This is a genomic window from Clostridium sp. OM05-6BH (genome assembly GCF_003481635.1).
GTDB lineage: Bacteria > Bacillota > Clostridia > Lachnospirales > Lachnospiraceae > Butyribacter.
Genome location: NZ_QULH01000021.1, coordinates 1 through 11,746, shown reverse-complemented (window position 1 = coordinate 11,746; position 11,746 = coordinate 1). Strand labels below are relative to the sequence as shown.

Genomic DNA, 11,746 nt, shown 5'->3' with positions numbered 1-11,746 from the left:
CTGCTCCTGCGTCTTTCCTGCCTGTTTTCTTAATTCCTTTAATCTCTTTCCACTTGCTACCATATCGTAAATCATCATAATTCTTCATCCTTTCCAGCCATCTCGATAGCCAGAAGTAAGATGATGAAAAATTATTTTTGAATTTTCCGCTCCCTGAACCACGCAAAAAGACGCAAAGGAAAGCCAGTTATCTACTGGTTATCTTTCCCCTGCGTCTCTGGTGCTTCCATCATCTCTGATGTGCCCTTATCAGGTGGGCTGTTCATTTAATTGTCATTTTGTTTCTATGTAACAGATCCCAGATCTGTCAGATACGGAACACACCTTTGTCGGCACGCTTCCGTATCATGCCTTCTGTATATTTCTTCAACATCATTACCCGTTTGCAGCGGTTGCATTTGATCGTGATGCCTTGCAAGACGATCCGGTCATCGTCCTGACACAAGGTATAATCCATCATCCTCGCATTACATTCTCTGCAATGCAACTGCACTGTACTCCAATTCTTCTCCAATTCAGTTCAACTCCTCTACCATACAAAATTGCTATTACCAACACGCAACATTTGTACTTGCACCAGCTGTCTTAGGACCTCTCTCTACTGTATAGATGTTGCTGCCTTTAATCTTAGCTTCCTTCAGTTCGTGGGCATAAATCTTGGCTTTCTCCTTGGTGTGAATGACCATCGGTTTGTCATCAACCTTTCTAATTTTCAATTTTCTCACCTCCTACTTTAAAAAATAAAATAAGCCGCTAGGGAGCAAAAATTGCTCCTTAACGGCTATGTAAAATCATTCAATATTCAATTATTAAAAGCAACATGAAACTGAAATTTTCGTGTTCTCAAGAGAATAATCTCATTACAGCAGTCATTATAAGTGCAATTATAACAGTCAATGCCGCTGAACCAGCTACCAAGAGAGCTTTTTGATATGGCCTTTTGCCTTCTTCCCTTGCTTTTTCAATTTCATCCAAACTCTTCCCGTCAGTAAATGCAACAATTTCTTTAAAAGTCTGAATATCATATTTCTTCTTGTACTTTTCAATTCTGACAGCAAAATACATTCCTATTCCAAACAAACATAAATACAATGCCATTCCAAACCACTTCCATAACATTACAAGCGGTATAGGTACTATCAGCAAAGCAATAAATAATACGGTAAAAATAGTGCTATCCTTTTGAAATTTTGCATATTCCTGTGTGTCAATTTCTTTTTTCATTCTTTCTAAATCTCCTTTGACTAAATTATCAAGAGATACCTGAAAGACTTCACTCATAAGCACTAAACTTTTAATATCAGGATAATTTTTTTCATTTTCCCAATTTGATATAGTTTGTCTTGAAACATAAATTTTATCTGCCAACTCCTCTTGCGATAAATTTGTCTCTGTTCGATATTTTTTTATCTGCTTGCTAAGTTCCATCTTTGTCACCTCCTTCATAACCCACTTTAATCAAAAAAGAAATTTTGGTCTATCAAAATGCTTTTACATTGTCCATTTTAGCCATGTCAAAAGTATTTTACAGTGCGTAAAATTCAAATAAACGCGTGCTTTTATAGCTCGCCTCTCAAACGTGCTTCTATATCAGATGCCGTATATAACACATCCGTTACAATTACCCTTTCGTCACGGATTGTGTAAAACACTGAATAATTATCGACGAGCATTCTACGCAACTCCATTCTCTTTTCCGGCTCAGAATCCATAATCCTAAATCGTTCTGGGAAAGTGTCTAATGTAAGTATTTCATCAGCAATACGATTATATTGCCCCATTGCATTATCCGGAGCAAGCAAATCTATAGCAATATAATTGTATATATCTTCCATATCCTGCAAAGCTTCTTTTGTAATCTCTACCTTATATTGCTTCATTAATGCCTCTCTCTAAATGCCACAAACGCACTAGCTGCATCCTCAACATTTCCTTTCTCTATATCGGCATATCCTTTTTCTAACTTTTGATGAATCTGTGTAGCAGACATCATATCTGCATTCACTGAATTAGCTGCTTTTGGTAATACAATAGAAAAGGGAATTCCTCCTACTAATGATATTTGTTTTAAATACATATCTATAGCAGTAGCCATTGGTATCCCTAATTGTGCCAATACACTTTCTGCATTTTCTTTTACATCTGGATTTACTCTTATATTTAATGTTGCTGTTTTTCCCATAGAATACACCTCCATCTTTCTTTTATTGTAACGTCTTTTGCGTTACAAGTCAATCTATGAAATATATTTTCGATGCTATAGCTTCACATTGTTTTGATTAACCATTGCATATCTGAGCGTTGTATCTATTTGCTCATGTCCCAGAATTTTCTGTACCTGTTCAATCGGCATACCTTTCTCAATTGCTCTGGTGGCCATAGTCCTTCTGAACTTATGTGGGTGTACCTTTTCTACACCTAACTTCTTACCCATTTCTCGTAATCGTAACTCCACACCGCTTTCAGTAAGTCTACTGTGTGGTTTGTTTAACGACACAAATAACGCTATATTATTATCTGTCCTTGATTCAATATAATTCAACAAATGAATTTTGGTCTTAGCATCAAAATATGCTTTCCTCTCTTTGTCTCCTTTGCCATGAACCACGCATTCCCGCTCAGAGAAATCTATATCATCAATGTTCAGCCTTACCAATTCGCCTACTCTAATTCCTGTTGAAAGCAGAAAATCAATCATTGCCCTATCACGCAGATTATTACAATTATCTCTAAAAATTTCTATTTTCTCATCTACGAATATTATCAATAGTTACTTTTCCACAATTATTTATCGTTTGATACTCTACAAGATATTTTCGTAGCATCTCGGTCGTTATCTTTATGACCGGAATATTTATTGTATCCAGCATCTTTTCAATATTACACCTATAATAGCGTATTGTTTTGTCAGAACACCCTTCTAAATGCTTTGCAGTTAAAAACATATCTAGAAAGTCCATATTCGTTGTCTGCAAATAATCAGATACAGTATTTTCAGATAACCGTTTTACCAACACCTCTTGTAGTTTCTGCATCTGCGATGCATTTAATACTTCTGCCATGTCATTGATGATGTCATAAATTTCTCTACCCATAAGATCACACTCCTTTTTGAAGGAGTATATCGTAGAAAAATCAGCACATCAACAGAGCGTATTACTGAAATTTGCACTTATCTACTTATACGCCAAATATAGAATAAACAACAATGAATATAATCCAACAAATACTAATGGGATTAATGATATTATTCTTAAAATTTTATTCTTATATTTATTGGTAACCCAAAAGATTATACTGAACACACTCCCAACCATACAACCAAGCACCAATCCACTAATAACTGCTTCAATAATTTCAGTTTCAATCATACACATTATTCCAACTATACAAATAGGTGAAACAATTGAAAGAATAGCCATAAGTGGAGAAAAAAATTTTTTCACTCTATCTCTCCTCCCAAATCATAATTCAATTGAACTGTATGTACAACTCCACAACTTTCCGATTTCACAGCATCCCTATAAATCCAAATTTAGCGATTTCTTTTTCCGGTATTCTCTGTCCCACGGATTTCCTCATGATAGAAATAATCTACGATCACCGGATGCCCCTGCGGGACTCTGCCATAAGGCATTTCATTATCCACAAAGGCACAATCATACTTCTTAGCCATTTTCTCAGCTTTTACTTCAAGTGCTTCAAAGTAGCTGCGATTATGCTTGTTATAGATCTCGTCGTAAAGTGGTACAAGATCAGGATATTTTCCGGCGATATAATCCATAATTGTCTTTTTGAAACCGCCTCGAAGATTGAGATTTTCGAGTCAGAACAGATCGCACTGATTCTTTACCCGCTCAAAGATTGCTTCAAAATCCGTGATACCGGGGAATACCGGGGATACGAAACAGACTGTACGGATACCTGCCTCATATACCTGCTTCATAGCAGCGATACGGTGCTCAATGCTCGAAGCAGAATCCATATCGTTCTTGAAATTTTCATCTAGTGTGTTGATCGACCATGAAACGGTTACACGTCCAAGCTTCTTCAACAGATCAATATCCCGTACCACAAGATCCGACTTTGTGCAGATCAGAATATCTGCGTCACTGCCGATCAGCTGCTCCAGAAGTTTTCTGGTATTCCCGAATTGCTCCTCCTGTGGATTGTAGCCATCTGTCACAGAACCGATGACCACCCGCTGTCCGGCATATTTCTTCGGATTTTTAATTTCCGGCCAATGCTTCACATCAAGGAAAGTGCCCCATTCCTCCTTGTGCCCGGTAAAGCGCTTCATAAAAGAAGCATAGCAATACTTGCAGGCATGTGTACAGCCCACATAGGGATTGACCGAGTAACCGCCTACCGGCAGACTAGACTTAGTCATGATGTTCTTTGTTTCCACCTCACGAATGAGGATTCCATTCATTACTTCTTCCATGATTTCTGTACCTCTAACACTTTATTAAATTCTTCCGGCATTTCCTGAATCATATTTTCATCCCCTATGACAGGGACAAGGTCTTCCTTCATAAACACCGGAATGCCGAGCTTATGTGCCTGGTCCGTCAGAGACCATGCCCATTCCGGTTCCGTATGAATCTTCCTGCTCTGAGCTCCGGTCATGGTGCCGACAACGATCCAATTGATTCCGGAAAGGTCAACTGTGCCGGGATCGTCGAATAACGGCTCAAAGGTAACATGGTAATGTTTTGCTCTGACGTTTTTCCGAAGAGCATCGATACGCCACAGTTCTGCTTTCCTCGTCACCGTAACGCCAAACCATGCGTTTTCCAAATCGGTATCAAAATCCAGCAAATCAGGTCGCTTGGTAAGGAACAGGAACTGATGCTGCGGATTTTCACGGATCTTTACAAATACCTCGTCTCTCCATTCCGGCTTCCATCCGGAGAGATCGCTCATGCCGGTAAGAAGAAAGTTCTGCGGACGTTTCTTTTCCATCATCTTAAGCTTACCCGGAAAGAATTCAGGGTCAGCGAAGTCATCAATCATATGCCAGCGTTTCACGTTATTGTGGGCATAGCAATATGTACACCCCACTGTGCAGCCAATGACGATATTCATGTTCTGAATCAGATCTTTGATACAAATACTCATGACTTCTGCCACTCCTCAAGATTCTTTCTGATGCGGTCGAGACATTCCTCAAACCGGGTAATTTCTTCCTCTGAAAAACCTTTGTAGTAAATACTGCCCATCTCATCAGATACAGAATCGTACTCGCCCTTTAAGGCATGTGCTTTCTCAGTCAGAAACAGGAGTGTTTTCCTTTTGTCCGTTTCAGACTGAACACGGCTTATCAGCCCTTGATTTTCCATTCTTTCCAGCATCGTAGTAAGAGATGTTATCGCTAATCCGCATTTAGTCGAGAGTGACCTGATTGAGATACCATCCTCCTGCCACAGCACATAAAGAATACGTCCCTGAGCTCCATTAAACGCATCAATATTCTTTTCACTGAGAATCTTCTCGAAAATCCGGTCTCCAAGCTGTTTTATTTTGGTGACAAGAAATCCTCCATTCATTTCCATACAAAAGCTCCTATATAGTAGTTTACCAAAAACATACTATATAGGAGCTTTATTGTCAACAGTTTATATGTCCTAATAGGTAAATTCCGTTTTTTTCGATTCTCCAAACTTGAATTGTTCAAGCTTTTCAAATACTAACGTCCTTAATTCTGTTCAATAATTGATTTATAGTAGTTACCAAAGTCAGCAAGTGAATTAACAATTGGAAGCATTTTTGTTCCGAGTTCCGTTAAGCCGTATTCAACTCTCGGTGGCTGCTCATGGTAATCGTGGCGATATGCCAGCCCATCACTCATCATTTGTCTTAAACTATCTGTCAAAACCTTTTGTGAAATACCATCTATACTTCGTTGTAACTCATTGAATCTCCATGGACGCTCTTTCAAGTTACGCAAAATCAGCAGTTTCCATTTTCCTCCGATAAGAGATACTGCTGTTGCAACTGGGCATTCCGGTAATTCTTCTTTTGCTCGCATAATTCTCACCTCCGAGTCTATTGTAACACATTCATTTTTGAGTGTACAGTTACAAAAAGGTGCGTACTTGTTTTTGTATGTGTCTCACACTATACTAATACCAAGCAACCAGAAACTACAAATTAACTATGGAGGTATTATTATGGCAAATTACACAAAAACAACTATTGGAAAGGAAAACCGAATTGAGCTGCATGAAAAGTTGTCTTTAACAGGTGCAGAAATCAGTTTAAACGAACTACCTGCAGGAGCAAATGTCCCATTTGTTCATTCTCATAAAGAAAATGAAGAAATCTATGGAATTCTTTCAGGTAACGGCAAAGCCGTAATTGATGGAGAAGAAATTAGCCTTTCAACTGGAGACTGGCTAAAAATCGCACCTACTGCAAAGCGTCAGTTTTTTGCATCCGATATTTCTGGAATTACTTATATCTGTATTCAGGTAAAAGAAAATTCTCTGGAACATTTTACAGCAGAGGATGCCGTAATCGGCTAATTAAAAGTATTTATTTACAAAAATGCACAGTTCACGATAAGCTAAGAACTGTGCATTTCTTTTTTGTTCAATATTACGTTTTCTCAATTTTTCAAACAAGAATTTTCAAATTAGTCTTTGCAAATAACCTTTGAACCTTCACCGTCAATTACAATTCCCTGACGGTTGTTAATTGGGCATAGATTCAAATCCGAAAACTCAGTCATTATTTTCTCGGTAACTTTCTTAAATGGTGCTGTAAGATAATGCGGAAGAACATAGAAATCAATCAAATCAAGCCCTGCATCATCTTCTTGTGAGTAGTCCTCCGGCTTTTCATCCATTTGCTGGATATATTGGATGCTTGGAGCGCATATAATTGCGCCTGCCGACTCGCCGATCATCAATTTTCCATTTGCCAATTCCTTTTTCAGCAGCCCATCAGTTCCCGTTTTACGGAGCCGGTCCATAAGAAAAAAAGAATTTCCGCCGGTAAAATATATCACATCTGCATCTTCAAAAACAGACTGTATCGTTGAATAAGCCTCCGTTGAAATATCAATTTCAGTTACGATTGCTCCCAACTTTTTGAATAATTTTCGAGCCGAGCCGACATAACCGGTGTAGCCTTCACGCAGCGAAGCTGTTGGAATAAATGCGACTTTCTTATTTTCAATTTCTTCCTTTATCAGACTTCCTACACTTGAAAAATGCGAACATAAAAATAGTTTCATCAATATTCTCCTTTATAAATCCCGATTGAACAAAATCGCTGCGCGATGGCCTGCCAAGGCTGTGGCATAGCGATTTTATGTTTTTGATAATAAAACAGTGGAAAGCCAGTCCTAAAAGTAGTATTGTTAAGTTACGACACCAAACAATCAAACAGGATCGACCTTTCCACTGCCTATGAAAAGAATACCACCCTTCCGCTTGGTTTGCAAGCGGTTTTATGACCCAAATGCACCTCCATACAAAGCAGTGTTTACGATAACTACTGATTTTACATGGAGGGTTTTATTATGTACAAAAAATATTTGGAACAGCTTGAGGAAGCCGGAAAAGTCCGCAACCTCAAAGAACATTCCATCAACTGTTATAAAAACTATGTTTCTTATTTCCTGAGATACCAAAATAAAGACCCCGAAGAACTTACCTGTCAGGACGTCAGGGAATCTCTCCTGGCAAAAAAGGACGAGGGACTTAAAGCATCCACTTTAAATCTTTACAATTCTGCTGTTCGTTTTTTCTACCGGAATGTCCTGCATATCCTTTGGGATGAGATCACGGTTCCACGCATGATCCGGGAGCATAAACTTCCGGCAGTATTAACTCCGGATGAAGTTGATCGTCTGCTGGATGCCATTGACGATATCAAATATAAGGCAATGTTCGCAGTCATGTATTCTTCCGGAATGCGTGTTTCCGAAGTGATCCATCTTCATTATGATGATATTTCCCGTTCAAAGATGCAGATACATATCAGGGATACAAAGAACCGTATGGACCGTTATACGATCCTTTCCCAAAGATGTCTGGATATCCTTACACAATACTGGTTTGAAAAAGGGCGTCCCCGGGGAATCCTGTTCCCAAGCAGGTTTACTGGCGATTATCTGACAGTCAGTACCTTGGAACAGGTAATGCGCCGTGCGGTATCCGATGCCGAACTGCCAAAAGGGATAACGCCACATTCCCTCAGGCATAGCTTTGCAACCCATCTGATGGAACAAGGGGTGGCACGGCAAAGTATCCAGGCATTGCTCGGACATCGTGATCCCAAATCAACAGAAGTTTATCTTCATGTCAGCAATAAATCTCTTATGGGGATCCAAAGTCCATTTGACCGGAAAGAAGGTGTGGTTCATGAATAAATCTACTGTTCAGGATATTTTCCGGCATTTTTATCCGACATTTCTTGAAAAGTATTCGCCTTCTACAATTCAGACCAAAACTGCTACAAACATCCTAAACTGTAAAACCGGAGCTTATGGTGCTAATGTCAGTGTATGTGAAGATTGTGGTGCGGTACAGATCCATTATAATTCCTGCCGCAATCGATGCTGTCCCATGTGCCAGGCTGTTCCAAAAGAAATGTGGATGGATGCACGCAGGGAAGATGTACTTGATGCCCCTTACTTTCATCTGGTATTCACTGTTCCTGATATTTTGAATCCACTGATCTACAGTAACCAGAAACTCTTATATGATGCAATGTACCATGCGGCTTCTGCTACAATCAGGGAATTGTCGGCTGATCCTGCACATCTTGGAGTTTCTACAGGTTTTATCTGCATCCTCCATACATGGGGATCTGAGATGAACTTTCACCCTCATATCCATACAATCCTGCTCGGAGGCGGGCTGACCGCAAAAAATGAATGGAAAGATAACGGAACTGATTTTTTTCTTCCCATACGGGTCATTTCCAAAGTTTTTCGCGGGAAATACATGGATGAATTGAAGAAACTGCGGGCTGCGGACAAGCTGAAATTCCATGGGACTGCTGAAAAGTATCGTAACTATTATACATTCAAGGGACTCCTTGATTCCTGCTACAATAAAGAATGGATCCCCTATTGTAAGAAAACCTTTAACGGAGCCCGGTCAGTGATCGATTATCTTGGAAAATATACCCATCGGATTGCAGTCAGCAACCACCGTATTATCTGTATGGATGAAAAAACGGTTACTTTTTCTGTAAAAGATTATAATAACAAAGGCCAATGGAAAACACTGACGATTTCGGGTGTTGAATTTATCCGGCGTTTTCTGATGCATGTGCCGCCAAAGCGTTTTGTAAGAATCCGGCATTATGGTTTATTGTGTTCGCGTACGAAAAACAAGAAACTGCCGTTATGCAGAAATCTCCTCGGATGTAAGAAATATCTTTCAAGGATTCGTGGAAAAGAAATGTCGGAAATATTAAAACATCTTTATGGAATAAACATTTGTGTATGTAAATCCTGCGGTGGACACCTAGGAAAACCACAGCTCCGAATCCCGCAAAGATGTTAAAATCCTGTTCTTTTATATGTTTTTCTGAAACCCCAGAATTTGAGGTTTTGTTGTCATGCCTATTTATTTAGAAAAGCATAATTCTTCTGGCTTTTACATAACGAATCGGGTATAATTTTGTGTAAGAACAAAGGATTGAAAGTCCATAGGCAATGGCTGCCCGGACGCTCACTTTGTTCAATTAGGTCAAATCGAAAATGATGTAAACGAAAGGGCAGTTCACTGGAATGTCAAAACTGCTTTTTCGTTTACACCATCATCGATTCTAACCTAAAGAATTTGACAGAAACAATGTAAACTTCCAGTTGACAATTCTCGCTGGAGTTGCGTTTTTAAATTGGTGTTTTTTCCTTAATGGTTATGGTAACATAAAACTACGGTTTCATCAACATATGAGCTTGGGAGGAAAATTCTATGAGTTTAGGAAAAAATATTCAATACTTGAGAAAACAAAAGAAGATTACACAAGAGCAGTTAGCGGAGATGATGTCTGTTTCCCGTCAGACAATATCCAAATGGGAAACAGATGAAATTATCCCCGAATTGAATAAACTGGTTGCTTTAAGTGATGTGTTCTCCTGCAAATTGGATGCTTTGGTCAAAGAAGATATGCATACTCGTGACGAGGTTTATTCGGAAATCATAGTAAAAAAGGTAAACGCGTTTAAGATGGCGAGATATGTGATGCTTACGCCAAATCCGGAAGATGATGTAAATTTCTATATGGAAAATTGGGCTAGACGGTCTGGTCTGCTGGATTTTCAGCCGGATGCAATGAGAATCGGATGGGATTTTCCCTTTGCTATATCCGAACTGCAAAACAGGTTTGGTCTTCGTGGATATGTAGCAGCTTATATTTTACCGGAAGGATTTGAAACAAGTTGTCCGGGCGTGGAGTTTGCTGTTCAGAATGAAGCGGATTATGCGGTAATTACAATACATGATCCCTTTGCAGCGGCTTCAGGGCGTATTCCAAATGCCTATAAAAAAATAATGGAGTTTTTACAGGCAAATGGGTTTCGCGAAAAGCCAAAGAAGGATATCTTATCCTGCTTTGAGCATGTATATGAAAAAGAAGGGATTACCTGCATGGATGTATATATTCATGTGGACAGTGTTTCAAGGACAGATAGCTTTACAAATTTCTCGTAATGATGACAGTCAACAATAGAATTAGGAAGGAGAAGATAAAATGGAACTGGTTATGCAGCCCACTTTTGAAACCTGTGGTCAGGCATGTATTGCAATGATTACAAGTAAAGATATAGAGGAAGTAATGAAAGATATGAAAACAAACGGACCTACGAGTATAGGTCAACTGATTGAAATATTGGATTTTTATGGGGTGAAACATGCTGAAAAAAATACACGTATTTCAAAGAAAAATCCTGTGCCATATGAGTATTCTATTTTAACAGTGCATACAAATGCAGGTTACACGCATTGGACGCTGTTGTATGACGGTAAATATTATGACCCTGAATTTGGACTGATAGATGGCGAATACACTTATGGAAAAATAACATCATTTTTAGGAATATATCAGTAGTCAATTTCCCGATTTGTATAGAGGATAACAAAAATGCTTAAAATCAAGAGAAAAAGATTCTAAGCATTTTTTATTTTCTTAAATATATAAACTATCTTAATAATAAATAAATATCTGCATTCCATTATTTAGATAAAGCAAAGCCATTGGTGTCCGATGGATTGCATATATCAAGCGAATTGTTTATTGCCAAGTACATATTATTACTTGCGGAAATAAAATTTATATCATCAACTCCTAGTATTCTGAAATTTAAGCATATCTTTCAGTTCAATTACCTTTACATTATTTGTTATCTGATATTATAGTTTTTTCTTTCCCTCATTTTTGCCCTTATCAGCACTTGCAATCATGAGGGAAACGATATAAAATGACGTAATGAACGAAGTAGAATTAACTTGCTTAAATATAGTATTTTCAAGGGTTGACGGTATTTTTTATGATAGTCTATAACAATTATTAAATGTTCTTAAATGGGAAGATTAACAATATATATTGTAGATACCCTCTCACTTCCAATAGTTAAATTCATTTCAGTTCTCATCTTCTTACCTTATGTACAAGAAGCATCTAACAATCTAAAGAGTTCGGTCAACTCCGATGTATCCTGCCTTAAAAACCGGAAGTTGAACCCTTTTATATATGATTCCTCTCTGATATTATACCATACACT

Annotated in this window: 15 protein-coding genes and 2 pseudogenes; 5 read left to right on the top strand and 12 right to left on the bottom strand. The window is 38.4% G+C overall.

The window, feature by feature from the left end; all coding sequences use genetic code 11:
* Positions 1-307 precede the first annotated feature (307 nt).
* The 11 genes and pseudogenes from DXB73_RS12430 to DXB73_RS12385 form a co-directional block, all read right to left on the bottom strand.
* On the bottom strand, positions 308-514 hold the full coding sequence (locus DXB73_RS12430; RefSeq protein WP_118508065.1) for a hypothetical protein: 207 nt from the start codon (positions 512-514) through the stop codon (positions 308-310).
* Between the two features lie 34 nt (positions 515-548).
* Positions 549-716: a hypothetical protein gene (locus DXB73_RS14605; protein ID WP_182448340.1), complete on the bottom strand. Its 168-nt coding sequence runs from the start codon at positions 714-716 to the stop codon at positions 549-551.
* Between the two features lie 127 nt (positions 717-843).
* On the bottom strand, positions 844-1,428 hold the full coding sequence (locus tag DXB73_RS12425) for a helix-turn-helix transcriptional regulator (protein WP_118691356.1): 585 nt from the start codon (positions 1,426-1,428) through the stop codon (positions 844-846).
* Positions 1,429-1,559: 131 nt separating this feature from the next.
* A complete protein-coding gene (locus DXB73_RS12420; protein ID WP_015553868.1) occupies positions 1,560-1,880 on the bottom strand; it encodes a type II toxin-antitoxin system RelE/ParE family toxin in 321 nt (106 codons plus the stop codon).
* A complete protein-coding gene (locus DXB73_RS12415; RefSeq protein WP_176694763.1) occupies positions 1,880-2,182 on the bottom strand; it encodes a type II toxin-antitoxin system RelB/DinJ family antitoxin in 303 nt (100 codons plus the stop codon). Before DXB73_RS12415 ends, DXB73_RS12420 begins: the two co-directional genes overlap by 1 nt.
* A 75-nt stretch (positions 2,183-2,257) precedes the next feature.
* A pseudogene (locus tag DXB73_RS12410) lies at positions 2,258-3,095 on the bottom strand (tyrosine-type recombinase/integrase).
* Positions 3,096-3,176: 81 nt separating this feature from the next.
* Positions 3,177-3,446: a hypothetical protein gene (locus DXB73_RS12405; RefSeq protein WP_118691355.1), complete on the bottom strand. Its 270-nt coding sequence runs from the start codon at positions 3,444-3,446 to the stop codon at positions 3,177-3,179.
* An 89-nt stretch (positions 3,447-3,535) separates the two neighbouring features.
* A pseudogene (locus DXB73_RS12400) lies at positions 3,536-4,444 on the bottom strand (radical SAM mobile pair protein B).
* On the bottom strand, positions 4,432-5,121 hold the full coding sequence (locus DXB73_RS12395) for a radical SAM mobile pair protein A (RefSeq protein WP_118691354.1): 690 nt from the start codon (positions 5,119-5,121) through the stop codon (positions 4,432-4,434). Before DXB73_RS12395 ends, DXB73_RS12400 begins: the two are co-directional and overlap by 13 nt.
* Positions 5,118-5,555 (bottom strand): radical SAM mobile pair system MarR family transcriptional regulator, encoded by a 438-nt coding sequence (locus DXB73_RS12390; RefSeq protein ID WP_004853467.1) that lies wholly within the window; start codon positions 5,553-5,555, stop codon positions 5,118-5,120. The genes DXB73_RS12395 and DXB73_RS12390 overlap by 4 nt, the downstream gene beginning before the upstream one ends.
* 143 nt (positions 5,556-5,698) lie before the next feature.
* Positions 5,699-6,031 carry a helix-turn-helix domain-containing protein gene (locus tag DXB73_RS12385; protein WP_008373705.1) on the bottom strand — a complete coding sequence of 111 codons (333 nt, stop codon included), beginning with the start codon at positions 6,029-6,031 and terminating at the stop codon, positions 5,699-5,701.
* A gap of 142 nt (positions 6,032-6,173) precedes the next feature.
* Between DXB73_RS12385 and DXB73_RS12380 the strand changes: the two genes are divergently transcribed.
* Entirely contained in the window at positions 6,174-6,527 is a 354-nt protein-coding gene (locus tag DXB73_RS12380; protein ID WP_118691353.1) for a cupin domain-containing protein, read from the top strand.
* A 110-nt stretch (positions 6,528-6,637) separates the two neighbouring features.
* Here the strand turns inward: DXB73_RS12380 and DXB73_RS12375 are convergent, their stop codons facing one another.
* Complete coding sequence (locus DXB73_RS12375; protein ID WP_021651673.1) at positions 6,638-7,240, bottom strand: Type 1 glutamine amidotransferase-like domain-containing protein; 603 nt, start codon at positions 7,238-7,240, stop codon at positions 6,638-6,640.
* 288 nt (positions 7,241-7,528) lie between these two features.
* Between DXB73_RS12375 and DXB73_RS12370 the strand changes: the two genes are divergently transcribed.
* The 4 genes from DXB73_RS12370 (at position 7,529) to DXB73_RS12350 (ending at position 11,073) form a co-directional block, all read left to right on the top strand.
* Positions 7,529-8,380 carry a tyrosine-type recombinase/integrase gene (locus DXB73_RS12370; RefSeq protein ID WP_118691352.1) on the top strand — a complete coding sequence of 284 codons (852 nt, stop codon included), beginning with the start codon at positions 7,529-7,531 and terminating at the stop codon, positions 8,378-8,380.
* Entirely contained in the window at positions 8,373-9,524 is a 1,152-nt protein-coding gene (locus tag DXB73_RS12365; RefSeq protein WP_118691351.1) for an IS91 family transposase, read from the top strand. The genes DXB73_RS12370 and DXB73_RS12365 overlap by 8 nt, the downstream gene beginning before the upstream one ends.
* Positions 9,525-9,938: 414 nt before the next feature.
* A complete protein-coding gene (locus DXB73_RS12355) occupies positions 9,939-10,676 on the top strand; it encodes a helix-turn-helix transcriptional regulator (RefSeq protein ID WP_243104138.1) in 738 nt (245 codons plus the stop codon).
* Positions 10,677-10,716: 40 nt separating this feature from the next.
* The gene (locus DXB73_RS12350; protein WP_118691350.1) at positions 10,717-11,073 is read left to right on the top strand and encodes a hypothetical protein; all 357 of its coding nucleotides are present in this window, start codon (positions 10,717-10,719) and stop codon (positions 11,071-11,073) included.
* Positions 11,074-11,746 lie beyond the last annotated feature (673 nt).